The organism is Actinospica robiniae DSM 44927, assembly GCF_000504285.1.
In the GTDB taxonomy this organism is placed as follows: Bacteria; Actinomycetota; Actinomycetes; order Streptomycetales; family Catenulisporaceae; genus Actinospica; species Actinospica robiniae.
This window is the reverse complement of record NZ_KI632511.1, coordinates 3,262,662-3,277,119: the sequence shown is the minus strand read 5'-3', so window position 1 is coordinate 3,277,119 and position 14,458 is coordinate 3,262,662. Positions and strand designations below refer to the sequence as shown.

13 protein-coding genes are annotated in these 14,458 nt (G+C 70.1%); 3 read left to right on the top strand and 10 right to left on the bottom strand.

Features of this window, described 5'->3' with window-relative positions; genetic code table 11:
- Positions 1-162 precede the first annotated feature (162 nt).
- The 10 genes from ACTRO_RS14025 to ACTRO_RS47195 all read right to left on the bottom strand — a co-directional run bounded on the left by ACTRO_RS14025 (position 163) and on the right by ACTRO_RS47195 (position 11,352).
- Complete coding sequence (locus tag ACTRO_RS14025) at positions 163-1,722, bottom strand: IS4 family transposase (protein ID WP_245594375.1); 1,560 nt, start codon at positions 1,720-1,722, stop codon at positions 163-165.
- Positions 1,723-2,530: 808 nt separating this feature from the next.
- A complete protein-coding gene (locus tag ACTRO_RS14020) occupies positions 2,531-3,025 on the bottom strand; it encodes a S26 family signal peptidase (protein ID WP_051450811.1) in 495 nt (164 codons plus the stop codon).
- On the bottom strand, positions 3,022-4,857 hold the full coding sequence (locus ACTRO_RS14015) for an ABC transporter ATP-binding protein (RefSeq protein ID WP_051450810.1): 1,836 nt from the start codon (positions 4,855-4,857) through the stop codon (positions 3,022-3,024). The genes ACTRO_RS14020 and ACTRO_RS14015 overlap by 4 nt, the downstream gene beginning before the upstream one ends.
- Positions 4,854-5,444 carry a TlpA disulfide reductase family protein gene (locus ACTRO_RS14010; RefSeq protein ID WP_157436176.1) on the bottom strand — a complete coding sequence of 197 codons (591 nt, stop codon included), beginning with the start codon at positions 5,442-5,444 and terminating at the stop codon, positions 4,854-4,856. Before ACTRO_RS14010 ends, ACTRO_RS14015 begins: the two co-directional genes overlap by 4 nt.
- On the bottom strand, positions 5,441-5,986 hold the full coding sequence (locus ACTRO_RS43295; protein ID WP_051450809.1) for a MauE/DoxX family redox-associated membrane protein: 546 nt from the start codon (positions 5,984-5,986) through the stop codon (positions 5,441-5,443). The genes ACTRO_RS14010 and ACTRO_RS43295 overlap by 4 nt, the downstream gene beginning before the upstream one ends.
- A 140-nt stretch (positions 5,987-6,126) precedes the next feature.
- The gene (locus tag ACTRO_RS14000) at positions 6,127-6,339 is read right to left on the bottom strand and encodes a hypothetical protein (protein WP_034263541.1); all 213 of its coding nucleotides are present in this window, start codon (positions 6,337-6,339) and stop codon (positions 6,127-6,129) included.
- A 123-nt stretch (positions 6,340-6,462) separates the two neighbouring features.
- Positions 6,463-7,143, bottom strand: coding sequence for an ABC transporter ATP-binding protein (locus tag ACTRO_RS13995; protein WP_051450808.1), 681 nt, complete (start codon positions 7,141-7,143; stop codon positions 6,463-6,465).
- Between the two features lie 41 nt (positions 7,144-7,184).
- Positions 7,185-7,949, bottom strand: a complete 765-nt coding sequence (locus ACTRO_RS13990) for an AfsR/SARP family transcriptional regulator (protein ID WP_034263540.1) — start codon at positions 7,947-7,949, stop codon at positions 7,185-7,187.
- Positions 7,950-8,065: 116 nt separating this feature from the next.
- A complete protein-coding gene (locus ACTRO_RS13985) occupies positions 8,066-11,005 on the bottom strand; it encodes an FtsX-like permease family protein (protein WP_034263539.1) in 2,940 nt (979 codons plus the stop codon).
- A gap of 65 nt (positions 11,006-11,070) precedes the next feature.
- Positions 11,071-11,352, bottom strand: coding sequence for a DUF5984 family protein (locus tag ACTRO_RS47195; protein WP_157436174.1), 282 nt, complete (start codon positions 11,350-11,352; stop codon positions 11,071-11,073).
- Positions 11,353-11,431: 79 nt separating this feature from the next.
- Here ACTRO_RS47195 and ACTRO_RS13980 point away from each other — a divergent pair, with 79 nt between their 5' ends.
- The 3 genes from ACTRO_RS13980 (at position 11,432) to ACTRO_RS13970 (ending at position 14,445) form a co-directional block, all read left to right on the top strand.
- On the top strand, positions 11,432-12,595 hold the full coding sequence (locus tag ACTRO_RS13980) for an ROK family transcriptional regulator (RefSeq protein WP_034263538.1): 1,164 nt from the start codon (positions 11,432-11,434) through the stop codon (positions 12,593-12,595).
- A complete protein-coding gene (locus ACTRO_RS13975; RefSeq protein WP_063627997.1) occupies positions 12,592-13,365 on the top strand; it encodes a GntR family transcriptional regulator in 774 nt (257 codons plus the stop codon). The genes ACTRO_RS13980 and ACTRO_RS13975 overlap by 4 nt, the downstream gene beginning before the upstream one ends.
- 141 nt (positions 13,366-13,506) lie before the next feature.
- Entirely contained in the window at positions 13,507-14,445 is a 939-nt protein-coding gene (locus ACTRO_RS13970; RefSeq protein WP_034263537.1) for a methylenetetrahydrofolate reductase, read from the top strand.
- Positions 14,446-14,458 lie beyond the last annotated feature (13 nt).

Here is a 14,458-nt window from a genome sequence, read left to right as displayed (position 1 = left end):
CCGGCGTTGAAGGAGTAGAGAGGAAGGGCAGCTCAGGACGGCGATGCAGGATTTTGCCGGATCGATCGCGGCCGGGCCGCGGGCCGGGGCTCGGCCTGAGCGCAGCTCGCACCGGACCCTCAGGGGGTGTGCTCTCTCCTCGGTCGGGCAGGCGAAGCCCGATCAGGGTTCTGCCCAATGCCGCGTAGTTAAGGGTTCTGGTGGTCTGTCAAGGGCTGTTTCTTGATCGTGTAGGTGCCGGGGGCTGTTTTGGTCAGGAGTCCTTGGTGGGCCCAGCGGTTGATTCTGACGCCCAGGTTGTTGGTGTGTTTTCGGCCGCTGATACCGAGGGCGGCGGCGATCTCGGGGATGCGTCGGGGCTGGTCGGGGGTCTGTCGGAGGAGGTTCAGGACGTGGTTTTTCTCGGGTGCTCGGCCGGGTTGGCCGGGTTGGCCGGGGGGTGGGGCGGGTGGCGGGGTGATGGTGGGCGGGTGGATCGTGAGGGTGATGCCGGTGATCGTGGTGCTGTGGGTGGGTCTGGTGGGGTCTTTGTAGGTGTAGCGCTGGCCGGGGGATTTGAGTTTGCGGGTGCTGTGGCGGGGGCGGCGGGCGGGGTTGGGGTGGGGCCAGGACGGCGTGGCCGATGGGCCCGGGCCGGTCGGTGGGGTTGCCGAGGTCGGCGAGGATGGTGTGGGTGCGGGCGGTGTGCAGGGCGAGGGTGAAGGACATCCGGTCGGGGTCGGTGCCGGGGATTGTTTCGGCTGCTTCGCACATGAGGGTGCGTAGGGCCTGGTAGACGGTGAGGATGCCCCACATCTCCTGGGCCAGGCCCGCGGGGTCGCGTGAGCGTAGGACGCGTCCGTCGAGCAGGGTGTGGCGGATGGCGAGGAACGCGGTCTCGGTCTCCCAGCGTTCGTGGTAGAGGGCGAGGAGTGTGGGTGCGGGGTCGGACCGGTGTTCGAGCAGGGTGGTGATCAGCCGGTAGGTGCCGGTGTGGGTGGAGCCGTCGGTGGCGGTGACGGTGACCTCGGCTTCGATCACCCGCATCCTGAGTGTGCCGATCAGGGTGAGGTAGGAGCCGTCGGGTAGGTGTGCGAGCACGGGCGGGCGGCGGTTGGCGGTGGCGCGCACGAGCAGGTGTGCCCCGGTGCCGGCGGCTTTGGCCAGGAAACCGGCGGCGTCGAAGCCGCGGTCGGCCAGTAGCAGCATGCTCGCGTCGAGGTGGGCAAGGAGTTTCTCGGCGTAGGCGATCTCCCCGGTGCCACTCGGTCCGAACACCGCTGCGGCCAGTGCGCGGGTGCCGGTCTCGGCCAGGGTCATGAGCATCAGCATCGGGTAGCCGGCGTGTCCGTGGCGTACCGGTGCGCGGCCGTAGACGGCCCGGTTGTCCGGGGTGTCGGGGATCTTGGTGGAGGAGCAGCCGTCGAACGCGACCGTGCGCCACCTGCGGTAGCGCGTTCCGGGGGTGTGTGGTTGCGCGATCGGGCCGGCGAGCACGTCGAAGAGCGCTTTGACCGGTTCCGGCCCGATCCGCCGGCGTGCGTCGCGCAACGCCTTCTCCGAGACCGCCGGTGCCCTCAGTCCCGCGCTCAGCACGGAGAACACCCCGGATATCGGGGCCTTCTCGAACAGCGCCATCGCCAGCACGAGGTAGAGCGCGACGCGTGAGGGCAGCCGGCGCACTCGCCGCTCGGTGCGGCCGGTCTCGGCGAGTACCGCGTCGACCAGCTCGAACGGGATCACCTGTGTCAAAGGACCGAGATGGCCCGCGGCGAAGGAACCACAGGCGCGCGTGATGGCGCGGGTGAGAGCGGGCATGGCAGACTTGGCAGGCAACGAGACCTCTGATTTCCCGGGCAGTCCTGGCAGACCGCACCGGTGTATCAGAGGTCTCGTCCCGTTCGCGCGTCCACCACCCCGACCAAGACCGACATGCCCTGAAAAGCACCACTTGACAGGGCCGGGAAACCCTTAACTACGCGGCATTGGGGTTCTGCCGGGAGGTCAAGCGGCGCGATGCAAGATCGAGCATGAGCGGAAGCCGCCGCCGCTTGACCTCCCGGCAGGTTCCTGATTGCCTCCGGGGACCGACCGAGGAGAGAGCACACCCCCGGCACCCGACCACCCCGGACCACAGCCCGCCCCACCAACGCCAGCACCTACACGACCCCGGCAGCTCTCTCCGAGGAAGGGCCCGCGCCGGAGGCGAAATCTTGAAACCCCAGCCCGCCCCGCCACGCAACGGGTGGGCGGGCGGTCAGACGAAACCGCAGGTGGCGCGAAGCGCCCGCCCACACCCTGACGACCACTCAGCCGATCATCAGCTCGCAGTAGGCCACCTTTAGCCTCTTCGACGCCTCCACGGTGGCAAGTTGGGCTGCCGGCAACGGAGTCGGCCGACTCGACCGGCTACGGCGGCTCCGGCACCCAGGTGCAGATCTGGACGTGCGGGGACACCTCCAATCAGCAGTGGCACATGCCCTGACCTCACGAGACGACCGCGCGGCCCGGCGCGTCCGGGCCGTGCGGCCTTAGGGCTGAGAGAGCGCTCTCACGCGACCCCGATGCTGCGGTGCGGGATATCGGGGTCGAGCACCGAGGGTGGGACGACGTGGCCTGATACCGAGATCCGCCTGACCACCCGTGCGACAACCTGGTCGACCGGACAGTAGCCGTGCTGCTTCGAGTCGCGGCTGCCCGGATGATCCCCGACCAGCAAGAGCATGCCCGGCGGCACCCGGAACTCCGGACCCGCGGCGCCCACCGCCTCTCGGAAGGCAGCCGGAACCTCGTCACCAGCGGAGGCGGCGACGCGCTTGACGAACAGGCCGGCACCCGCGGCGAGTTCTGCCGGCAGCGGCTGGCACCACCCATTGCGCTCGTCCGGCCGAGGCACCACCACAATGGCGCCCACGGATGGCGACGCAGGCTGCTGATTCGTGCCCTGCTTCGCCCGCCGGGCCAGGAGCCGGTCGCCGTCCGCGTAGGTCGGATACATGCTCCAGCCCTCGACGACCACCACGAGGTAGCGTCGCAGGAATCTCATTGGGCCGCCGCCATCGTGTCCTGATATCCGGCCGCCTGAGCCTCGAAGAGCCGTGCGTACTGGCCGCCGACCGCCATCAGCCCGACATGGTCGCCGTCCTCGATGATGACCCCTTCGGACAGGACGTAGATCTGCTCGGCCGCGCGCACGGCGCTCAGCCGGTGCGAGATCAGCAGGTTCGTCTGGCCGTCCCGCAGGGTCCGGAGTCGCTCGTGGACATCGCGCTCGGCCTCGGCATCCAGGCCCGAACTGGGCTCGTCCAGGATCAGCAGGTCGGCCTGGTCGCGCATCAATCCTCGAGCGAGGGCCAGCCGCTGCCACTGGCCGCCGGAGAGCTGGACCCCGCGCTGCGGGCCGACGCCTGGTGCCGCGTCCACGAAGAACAGTCGGCTGAGCAGCGTGTCGTAGCCTGACGGCAAGGCGCTCACCGCGGCGTCGACCCCGGCCTGCACGGCCCGCGCCACGACCCGCTCCCGATCGTCCAGCGCAGGCAGGTCACCGACCCCGACGTTCTCACCGGCCGTCAGGTCGTAGCGCATGTGGTCTTGGAAGATCGCCCCGATTCTGCGGCGCAGGCTCTCCGGGTCGATCTCGCGCGCATCCAGCCCATCCCAGCGAATCGAGCCGCGCTCCGGCTCGTGAAAGCCGCACAGCAGCTTGACGAGCGTGCTCTTGCCCGAGCCGTTCAGCCCGACGATCGCGGTCGACTGGCCGCGCGCGATCGTCATGCTCACCCCCTTCAGGACCCAGGGTCCATCCGGGCTGTAGCGGAACCAGACGTCGCGCAGTTCAATGCCCTCGACGAGCGCCGGACAGCCGGCAACCGCGGCCGGACGGTCGTCCGCGAGGTCGACGATGTCGGTGTAGTAGCCGAAGCAGCCGACAGCCTGGTTGAGCGTCCCGGCAGAGGTGCTGATGGTGGCCAGGCCGCCCTGGATGGCGGCGAGCGCCGCTACGAACACTGACACGTCGCCGACCGTGATCGCGCCGCGCGACGCCGCGTCCGCCGCCCACAGCAGCCCGATCCCGGCGATCGACGCGCCGAGGATCGCCAGCGGCGCGTTGAACAGCACGGTGCGCAGATCGGTCCGGCGCTCGGCGTGGTTCACGGTGGCGGTGTCGGCGGCCACCCGCGACCGGAAGAAGTCACCGAGGCCGAACAGTCGCAGCTCCCTGACTGCCACGGGGTCGGACATCAGGCTGCGGGCCGTCAGCTGGCGACGGGCGGTCTGGCTCGTCGAGGCCATCACCTGGTTGCGTTCGGCGCTCAGCCGCAACTGCACGACGAGGCCAGGGACGCCGGCCGCGAGGGCCGCCGCGGCCAGCAGCGGGGCGCGCGAGCCGAGGAAGAGGACGAACGAGGTGATCGTCACGAGCGACTGGCCAAGGATGAAGAGAGCTGACACCGCCTGATCAGGTCCCTGAGTAGTGGCCTGCTGTGCCATGCGGAGCTGGTCGAGGAAGCGCGGGTCCTCGAAGCGGTCCGTGCGGTGGAAACCGTTGACGGCGTGGAAGATGCGGTCCTGCACCGTCAGGCCGAGTGCCCGGCGGATCTGCGATCGGCAGTACTGGACCAGGATGGGCAGCAGCGCGGTCGCGGCTCCGACCAAGGCGAGCAGCACGACGAGCTCGGCGATCGACGACGTCGGACGGTGCCGCACGACGTCGTCGATGATGTCGCGGAGGATGAGCGACGCCGCGGCCCCCACCAGGCCGCTCGCTATCGACAAGACGATCTGGACGAGGACTGCGACCGGCGCGACGGAGACGGCCAGCGCCAGGGCCCGCGCGACCAGCCGGCACCAGCGGCGGGTCCGGTCGGCGCGCTTCATCGGCTGCCGGCTCCGGCAGCGATCTCGCTGACGACTTGCGGCGCGTGAACGCCGGACAGATCGAGTAGCCGCACGTCCAGGCCGGTCGTGCGCACGCCGCCGCCCGCATCGGCGATGACGAAGGAGGGCCAGGCGCGCAGCTCGACGGCGTCGCTGAGCAGCCCGTGCGCCGTGGTGTCGGAGACGTTCCGGATGCCGGGGCCCAGCGCCGCGACGTACGACTTCAGCGCGTCCGGATCGCCGTTGAGCACCGCCACTGCGTCACCGGGGAAGGTCTCGGCGAATTCGCGGAAGCGCGGCAGGTGTTCGGGGCACGCCTTGCAGGTCGAGGAGAAGAAACCGACGAGGAGCGGGCGGCCGTCGTGGCCGAGCTCAGAGGCATGGGGGAGGGGCGTGCCCGCGCTCAGCGCCGGCGCCTTGCTGCTCCCGCCGCCGGTCGAGGCGAATGCGCCCGCGGGGAAGGGCGCGTGGGCGTGCGCCGGTTCGGCGGATCCCTGGCGCAGCTTCCTGGCCAGGCCGAGGGCCAGCAGGAGATTGAACAGCGAGAGCACCCCGAAGAGTGTCACGGCAATGGCGAGCACAGTCATCGGCCTACTCCTGTCAGCGGCTGCCGCCGGCTCTCGGCCGGCGACAAGAGGAAGACGACGTCGTCGAGCGACGCCACGACGGTGGCGACAGCGACCGCCGCGAACGCGACCGTCACCAGCCCGGACCGCATCCCGTTCGGGCTCCAGGCCAGGCCGCTCAGCACGGCCAGCGCCAGCAGGAAGGTGTTGCGCCCGACCTGGAGCCACCCGGCGGGCTCGGTCGAAGCCCCGAAGCACGAGCACGCGACGGTCTCGCGGCGCAGGATCAGCCGGAGGATCAGCAAGGTGAAGGACAGCAGCAAGACCCCGGCGAGCGCGGCACCGACGCGGCCGGTCGCCGGGATGAGCAGCAGGATCGCGGCGAGCGCTTCGGCGCCGATCGAGGCGACGGCCAATCGCCCGGCGGCCCGGTCGGTGACGCCGACCATGTCCCGCACCGAGGCCGCGAACCCGGCGCGGCTGCGGAACTTGCCGGCCACCGCGACCGCGAACACCAGCGCCAGCGACCAACGTGACAGGGCTATGACATAGAACATCGGCATCCGTCCGCGATGGTCTCGGAGTCTCGTGGTGAGCGGAGTCTGCGCAGGTGTGGCGGCGTCGGCAGGTTTCGGGCGGGACCGGAGCGGCGGAAGTCGGCCGCCGCTCCGGTCGCGGGACCTACCGGCTGGCAGCCGGCTGCCTAGCAGGAGCCGCCGTTGTAGTAGGTCGTCGAGCTGGCACAGTTGCCGGCGACGTGGTAGACGGTGCAGTCGAGCCACGGCGCCCGCGTGCCGTTGTTGTGGTCGCAGGTGCAGGTCGTGTACGTCGCCGGGGTGCAGCTCGCGGAGGCCTTGACCTCGGGGAGCAGAAGGCCGGCGGTACGGTCGGCGAGCTTCATCAGTGCTTTGACCATGTTGGGGCCTCTCAGCGGATCGGCGCCGCGGCTTCGGCGCGATTGGTCTGGACCTGTCAGAGCATGGCCGAGCCCGCTGGCGCCGCCGTGGCGCCCGGCGCCAGCCGGACGCCAGAAGGCTGCTCAGTCCACGACGATCTTCCCGTCAGAGACCCGGATCACCCGGTCGCAACGGGCGGCGACGGACTGCTCGTGGGTGGCGATGACGGCGGTGAATCCGTGGGCCTCGGCGAGTTCGAGGATGAGGTCGACGACGGCTGTGCCAGTGGCGGAGTCGAGGGCGCCGGTCGGCTCGTCGGCGAGGAAGAGCGAGGGGCGCCCGATGAGGGCCCGCGCGATGGCCACGCGCTGCTGCTGGCCGCCGGACAGCTGCGAGGGCAGGGCGTCGTGGCGTCCGCTCAGGCCCACCGCGTCGAGTAGTTCGGCGGCCCGCTCGGCCTTGTCGAAGTCGACCTTCCGCGGCAGCACCGCGGCCACCACGTTGTCCAGTGCGGTGAGCGCCGGCAGCAGGTGGAAGCGCTGGAAGACGAAGCCCACCGTCTGCCGGTAGTCCGCGGCCGCAGTACGCCGAAGCTGCGTCACCTCGGTCGTGCCGACCGTGATCCGCCCCGAGTCGGCCTTCTCGATCGCGCCGATCAGGTGCAGCAGCGTGGACTTGCCCGAGCCGGACGCGCCGGTCAGCGCCACGCGCGAGCCGGCCTCGACGTCCAGGTCGACGCCGTCCACCGCGCGGACGGCGTTCGAGCCGGATCCGAACGCCTTCCTCAGTTCGCGCACGACGATGGGAGCAGGGAAATCCGACATGGCTCTCTTCCGTGTTGAGGCGGCCGGCGGGCAGCCCGGAGTCAGGACAGGGCGGGCGCCGGCGAGACCGCGCCATCGAGGACCGTGCGGTGCAGGCGCTGCAGGTCCGCACCCGGCGCCACGCCCAGATGCTCGAAGTACGTGCTGCTCGTGCGCTGATACGCCTCGAGTGCCTCGGTGCGGCGCCCGTCTTGAGCGAGCGCAGAGATGTAGAGGCCTGCCAGGCGCTCGTGGAACGGATGCTCGTCGAGCAGCGGGCGCGCGCGGGCTGCGGCCGAGGCGAAACTGCCGAGTTCGACGAGCGCACGGATGCGGAGCAGTTCCGTGCAAAGCCGTTCCTCACGCAGGAGCGCCGCGTCCGAACTGTCGCCGATCTCGGTCGAGACATCCAGGAACGGATTGCCGCGCCACAGGCGCAGAGCGCTCTGCGCATGATCGAGCAATGAGCTCCAATCGGCGCTCTTCGCGTCGCTCTCGCACATCTCGTGCCATCGGCGGTACTCATCGAGGTCTAATTCACCCGGCGCGACGAGGATGCGATAACCGGGCGCCCGGGTCTCGATGCGTTCGCCGGCGACGTTCCCCAGCTGCCGACGCAGTCGCAGCACATGGGTATGCAGGGCATTGACAGCGTTGTCCGGACGGCTGGCCGGCCAAAGCCGCTGGATCAGCTCGTCGGTGGTGCGGACGCGATTCGGACGCAGCAACAACAGGGCGAGCAGATCGCGTTGTTTGCCGTGGGCGAGGCGTAACTCGCGGCCGTCGACGAACACCTCCACCGGCCCGAGCAGTCCGAACCGCAGCATCGAGCATCCCCTCCCGTGGTATCACAGGGCCCTGCCGCTCACGCAAAGAAAAAGGGCCCGGTGCCGACGAACATAGCAGGGGGCGCGGTTAATGGTCTAGACCAAATGTCAACTCCTCAGCATTCACTCAGTGTTCGCGCGATGGGCGCCCGCGCGGCGAGCCGGGCGGGCGCCAGGCAGGCGGCCCCGGTGGCGGCGAAGCCGAGCGGGCCGAGCACCACCAGCGCCGGATAGACGGCTGCCGGGACCTCGCCGAGCAGCAGCCTTGTACCCGCCAGGCCGAGCAGGCCGCCGAAAACCGCGCCCAGCGCCGAGATCAGCGCACCTTCCCATAGAACCAGTCTACGTATATCAGCATCACGCCACCCGGCCGCGCGCAGGGAAGCCAGTTCCCCGAGCCGCTCGACGATGCCGAGGTAGAGGACGTCGGCCGTGGCGGCTATGGCGAGGGTCAGGGTGAGGACGGCTGCGACGACGTCGGCTCCGCGTACCTTCACGCCGACCGCGTCGGCCAGGAGCGACTGAGACGCGGCGGTGTGGAACGCCGCCTCGATGCAGACCAGCAGCGCCGTCGCCCCGATGCCGAGCGTCAGGGCCAGCACGGCGGCAGCCGTGCGCCATCGGGTGCGCCCTGCGGCGGTCCATGCCAGCGTCCTGATGCCGGACACATTCCCGCCGCGGCGCCGGCGCGCGGCGACGACGTCGGGAGTGAGACCCGCGCCGGGGTGCGTTCGGCCGGCTCCGATCGCGGGCTTGACGGCTGCCGCGAGCGCGACACTCAGCGCGACCGGGATCGCGAGGGCAGCGCGGACGAGACCGACGTGCAGGCCCAGCGCCGCGCCGAGCGGGCGCGCCAGCACACCGCCGGCGACACCGGCCGCCAGCGCCACCAGCAGGACCTCGCCGAGCACGAGCAGAGCGATGCGCCGCGACCGCCAGCCGAGGCAGGCCAGCACCGCCAGTTCGTTGCGCCGCGAGCGGACCGAGGAGGAGACCGCGTTGCCCACGAACAGAATGCACACGATGAGCACCAGTACGAACAGAAACAGGCTCTTGCGATCGACCGCGGAGATCAGCGCGACCGCGACCCCCTCGCGCGACCAGAGCTCGGCCAGCGTCAGCGCGGGCCGGCCGTGATTCCCCGCGGGCAGGCGCACGGTGACGGGTGAGGGCGAGGACCCGGCCACGATGTCGACCTGCAGACCGGTGTCCTTGCGGATCTCGGCGGCCACCGCGGCCACCCGGTTGCGCGAGCGTTGGTCGACGCCGGTGACGTCGGCGACCTTGACCTGGATCTCGGAGATGGGCGCCGTGGTGCTCGGATCGCCCGTGTCGAGGATGTAGGGGAGCGCGTCCATCGTGGTCAGCAGCTGGGGCGGCGTGGCGACGTAAGAGCCCGGACTCGAGTTGCCGGTCAAGGATCGGCCGCCGAGCGACTGCCGGCTCGCCGCGTCGGCGCCGGCTGCCGAAGTGGACTGGAAGGTCTCCATGGCGACGGCCGAGAGCGAGGAGAACTGCTTGAGCTCGGCCGGATTGAAGGTGCCCACCGCCACGCCCTCGACGGCGTTGCTGACGCCTGGCGTATCGCCCTTGACCGAGACGGACCGGAAGGCGTCGTCGGTGACGTACGCCGGCACGTCGGCGCTCTCGCCGTACGTCGCGATATTCCACGTGTTCTGATTCGGCGCGCCGAGATCCACGGCACTCAGGCTGCCGTCCGCGTTCGCGTGGTAGGTCGGTTCCTGCGCGACGTACCGGGGATTGAGAGTGGCGACCATGGCGGAGGAGTCCTGATCGTAAGAACCGGAATACTTCACCAAAGGCTGCTGCCGCACAGTGGACGCATAGACGCTCTGTACGTCGAGCGTCGTGTGGCCGGCGCCGCTCGCCTCGCTCGCGCCGGCATAAGCCGTGGCGGCAGCGGCGGTCTGCTCATAGACGCCGGACAGATCGCCCTCGATGCGCCCGGATGTGGACGCAAGTTGCTCATCGAGCCCTGAGTCGTCGGAGAGCACCACCGGCACCGTGGCCGAGGCACCGCCCCGCACGCCGGCCGAGCTCTGGCCGAGCGCCGGCTTCATCGCGTCGGCCAAGGCGGATCCGCGCTCCGTCGCCGAGTCGAGCCCGACCAGCGCGTCCTCGGCGGTCGGATCGATCGCCGCGAGCTGCACCATGACGTTCCAGTTCACCAGGACGTCGAGGCGCTTCGAAGACACCGGCTGCTGCCCGGGAAACGGATGGTCGATGGTGAAGCCACCGTCGGCGCCGAGGTGTGCGACCAGGAAGTCGCTGCGATTCGCCACGGAGAACCGGTCGGTCGCCGTCACCGCCGTGTTCCCGATCGCCGCGCATATCGGCCGGAACGTCCCGTCCGGCAACGCCTCGACCGGCACGCCCGTGCCGACGAGCACGCCGACCGTGCCCTGGCCTCCCGGGGCAGGCTCTGTGCCGCACGAGTCCGCGGGGATATGCACCTTACGGCCCTGATATATGTACTCGATCGAAGAGTTCAGGAAGACACTGCCGTCCTGGGTGCCGACGAAGGTCGGCCAGATCACCGGGTTCCGTGTGACGTAGACGTAGTCGGCACCGGGATCGTCGATCTTCGTCAGACCGCGGTCGGTGAGCCACGAGCGCGAGACCTTGATCAACTGCTGCTGAAGCGACGGGTCCACCTGAGCGGTGACGTCGACGTCCGCCGTCATCCCGATCGGCACATACCCGAGCATGGCGACCGGCGCGGCCGTGCGCACACCGGTGAGCTGCTGGATCCGGTGCCACTGCGCCAGACCGATGCCGCCGTACTGCCCGGCCAGGAAGTTGCCCCGGACGAGGTCGCTGTTGCGCTCGGGCTCTGATTCGCTGCCCGCGGGCCGGACCAGGATGTCGTACGCGCCGACGCTGTTGGCCTGCACAAAACTGGTGAGCCTGGCCTGCTGCGTCGAGACCGAGCCGGTGAGCACGACGAAGCCGGTCACCGCGGTGAGGATCCCGGCGAGCACGGCCAACGTCCGTCCGCGCTGCCGGCGCAGCCGCCCCCACGTCATCCTGAGCATCGAGCCACATCCACCCGTCCGCGCCGCCGTCTCGGCTGCCCACTATGACGTGAACCTCTTGCGGTTCACTGTCGCTTCACGCGTCCTCGGCCGCGAGCAACTCGCGCGCCCCCGCCCGCACGGCCGCCCAGGCGGTGCCCGCCCGCTGCGCCCGCCGCCGCTGCAACCAGCGCGAACCAGTGCAGTGCCGGCTCATCCCGACCCCACGGCTCAACCTCCTGCAACAGCCGCAGATCGAATCGAAAGCGGATCATCGGGCAAGTGTCGCAGATCGCCCGGGCCCGATCGGCGGGGTCCTGGTCGGAGCGGGGCGGCGCGGCGGTCGACGTCGAATTGGTCGAGACCATTGACTTTCCTTGGAGGGTAACGGTACTTTCCAAGGAAAGTCGAACCGGCCGTGCGCGGCCGCCGAATCAGAAGCGGATCATGAAGTCGCTGCGCACCATCGCGAAGGCGTCTCCGGCCGATGTGCGCGCCGCGAACCGCCGGCTGCTGCTTCAGCACGTCGGCGAGGGGCACGGGCGGATCTCGCGGGCGGACCTGGTCCGGTTGGCAGGACTGAACACGGCCACCGTCTCCGGCCTGGTCGCGGAGCTGCTCGAGCAGGGCCTGATCCGCGAGGTGGGCTTCGGCCCGTCCATCGGCGGCAAGCCCCCGATCCTGCTGGACCTCGACCAGCAGTCCTTCGCGGTGCTCGGCGTGCAGCTGATCCGCGACGGCTTCCGCGTCGCGGCGGTCTCGCTGCGCGGCGAGATCATCGAGCGGCACGACCAGATCTGCACGCCCGAACAGGTGATCGACGACCTCGTGGTCGCGGTGAAGACGATGGCTGACGCCCTCGGACGGACCGTGCTCGCCGTAGGCGTCGCAGTGCCCGGAATCGTCGACCATCGAGGCCTGATAGCGCGCTCGGTCCTGCTCCAGCGCAATGATTTCGACCTCGGCGGCGTCCTCGGCCGACGGCTCGGCTATCCGGTGCACCTGGTCAACGACAGCGACGCGTGCGCTCTCGCCGAAGTGGCGATGAGCGAAGAGCCCGAACCCACGCTGCTGGCGCTCTACGTCGGCGACGGCGTCGGGGCGGGCCTGGTCCTGTCCGGAGCGCTGTTCCAGGGCGAGACCTTCGGCGCCGGCGAGGTCGGTCATCTCAATCTTCGTACACACGACCTCCGGTGCGAGTGCGGGCGGGCCGGCTGCCTGGAAGCCGCGGCGCGTATCAGCGTGCTCACCGGCCGGCCGCAGTCGCTGCAGCTGACCCCGCAGGGCCAGCAGGCGACGGGGCAACTCGACGAGGTCGCCGCGGAGCGGGCCGGCCGCAACATCGCGGCGCTGCTCGAACTCGTCCACGAACTGATCGACGTGCGCCGGACGGTCGTGTGCGGGCCGGTCTGCGCGCTCGGGCCCGGCCTGCTCGACCACATCCGGGCCGCGCTGCATGACAGCAGGCCCTATCTCGGCGGCCACATCACCGTCGAGTACTCCAAGCTCGGCTGGAACGGCACGTTGCTCGGCGCCGCGGCCACCGCCGCGCACCTGGAGCTCGGGCTGTTCTGGTCGTTGGCCGCAACGGTGAACAGGGGGAGAGAATGACCATGGAGGCCACGCTGGAAGGCGTGCGCGAGCGCCCTTACCTCAGGGTCAAGGGCCAGATCGTCGAGCGGATCGCGCAGCTGCGGCCCGGTGTGCTGATCCCCCCGGAGCGGGACCTCGCCGTCGCGTACCGGACCTCGCGCACCACCGTCCGCAAGGCGGTCGCCGAACTCGTCACCGAGGGCCGGTTGGTCCGCCGCCAGGGGTCGGGCACGTACGTGGCCGAGCCGAAGCTGGCCTGGCCGCTGTCCGTCTCCGGCTTCAGCGGCCACGCCGAGGCCGAGACCGAGGGTCTGCGCACCTGCACGACCCTGATCGGGACCGAGCGGGTCGCGGCTTCCGCCGAGCTCGCCGACCGTCTCGGCACGCAGCCGGGCGCCGAGATCCTGTCGCTGCAGCTGCTGCGCTCCGTCAACGACGCCCCGATGGCGCTGGAGTGCGTGCACGTCTCCGGCCGCCGCTACGGCGGACTCGAAGCCGAGATCGAATCGAGCGACTACGTCTACGACGTCCTGCGCGAGAAGATCAGCGACCGGGTCGCGCACGCCGTCGAGACGATCGAGACCGTGCCTGCCGCGCCCAGGGAGGCCGCGCTGCTCGGCACGGAGATCGGTACGCCGATGCTGCTGGTCACCCAGCACGGCCACACGGCGCAGGGCGAGCCGGTGGAGTGGGTCCAGACCTGGTACCGCGGCGACCGGTATTCGTTCGTCGCGCACATCACCCGGCCGCAGGCTCACTCGGGCAAGGGCGCCGGCACGAGGCCGTGAGCCCGCCGACACCGACGCCGACGCGGATGCTGACCGCCGACGCCGACGCACGGAAGAACGCCGAGCCGCGGGCGGGGTCAGGTGATCTCACAGAGTGGTTCTCGCCTGCCGCCTGCTCGATGACCTGCTAATTTCCGCCTCATGGTGGATGACAGCGACAGCACGGCCCTCCGGACGCTCGGGGCGGACAGCAAGAGCGGCATCCTCCTGTTCGGCATCACGCCGCCGCGCGTGAGCATCCCGACCGAGCGGATCCGCGAGATCACCGCCGCCACCCTGGCGCGGCTCGCGACCGTCGACGTGGACGGCCTGGCGCTGTACGACATCGACGATGAGAGCGACCGCAACCCGGAGGAACGGCCGTTCCCCTACCTGCCGACGCTGGACCCCGCCGCCTACCATGCGGACTACCTCGGTGAGTGGAAGCGCCCGACGGTCATCTACCGGTGCGTCGGCAAGTACTCCGAGGCTCAGATACGGGCCTGGCTGCAAGAGGCCGACGCCGAGCGCGTGCTCAGCGTCTTCGTGGGCGCGTCCTCGAAGAGCAAGGCGGTCCAGACCCTTCTGCCGCAGGCGCACGCGCTGCGCCGCGAATACTGCCCGAGTCTGCAGCTCGGCGGCGTCGCCATCGCCGAACGCCCGGACGAGCACCTGCGGCTGATAGCCAAGCAGGAGGCGGGATGCGGCTACTTCATCTCGCAGGTCATCTACAACGTCGACGCGGCCAAGAACATGGTCTCCGACTACTACTACACCTGCCGTGATCGGCAGCTCGCGCCGAATCCCGTCCTCTTCACGCTCTCGGTGTGCGGCTCGGTGAAGACGCTGGCGTTCCTCAAATGGCTCGGCGTCGACGTCCCGCGCTGGCTCGAGAACTCCCTCTGCCACGCTGAGGACACCCTCGCCGAATCGTACGAGCACTGCCTGGCCAACGCCCGCGATCTGATCGCCTTCTGCCGCAAGCTCGACATGCCGTTCGGCTTCCTCGTCGAGAGCGTGTCGATCCGCAAGGTCGAGATCGAAGCCTCGGTGGCCCTCGCCCGCGAACTGAGCGGGCTTCTCGGACGCGCCGCGAAGTAGGCCTCTGCGTCGC

Coding starts and splice junctions, on each gene's coding strand:
- ACTRO_RS13985 (WP_034263539.1), bottom strand. CDS start 11,005: ATGCTCAGGATGACGTGGGGGCGGCTGCGCCGGCAGCGCGGACGGACG.
- ACTRO_RS14020 (WP_051450811.1), bottom strand. CDS start 3,025: ATGAGATTCCTGCGACGCTACCTCGTGGTGGTCGTCGAGGGCTGGAGC.
- ACTRO_RS43295 (WP_051450809.1), bottom strand. CDS start 5,986: ATGCCGATGTTCTATGTCATAGCCCTGTCACGTTGGTCGCTGGCGCTG.
- ACTRO_RS14000 (WP_034263541.1), bottom strand. CDS start 6,339: ATGGTCAAAGCACTGATGAAGCTCGCCGACCGTACCGCCGGCCTTCTG.
- ACTRO_RS13990 (WP_034263540.1), bottom strand. CDS start 7,949: ATGCTGCGGTTCGGACTGCTCGGGCCGGTGGAGGTGTTCGTCGACGGC.
- ACTRO_RS13970 (WP_034263537.1), top strand. CDS start 13,507: ATGGTGGATGACAGCGACAGCACGGCCCTCCGGACGCTCGGGGCGGAC.
- ACTRO_RS14010 (WP_157436176.1), bottom strand. CDS start 5,444: ATGACTGTGCTCGCCATTGCCGTGACACTCTTCGGGGTGCTCTCGCTG.
- ACTRO_RS13975 (WP_063627997.1), top strand. CDS start 12,592: ATGACCATGGAGGCCACGCTGGAAGGCGTGCGCGAGCGCCCTTACCTC.
- ACTRO_RS47195 (WP_157436174.1), bottom strand. CDS start 11,352: ATGGTCTCGACCAATTCGACGTCGACCGCCGCGCCGCCCCGCTCCGAC.
- ACTRO_RS14015 (WP_051450810.1), bottom strand. CDS start 4,857: ATGAAGCGCGCCGACCGGACCCGCCGCTGGTGCCGGCTGGTCGCGCGG.
- ACTRO_RS13995 (WP_051450808.1), bottom strand. CDS start 7,143: ATGTCGGATTTCCCTGCTCCCATCGTCGTGCGCGAACTGAGGAAGGCG.
- ACTRO_RS13980 (WP_034263538.1), top strand. CDS start 11,432: ATGAAGTCGCTGCGCACCATCGCGAAGGCGTCTCCGGCCGATGTGCGC.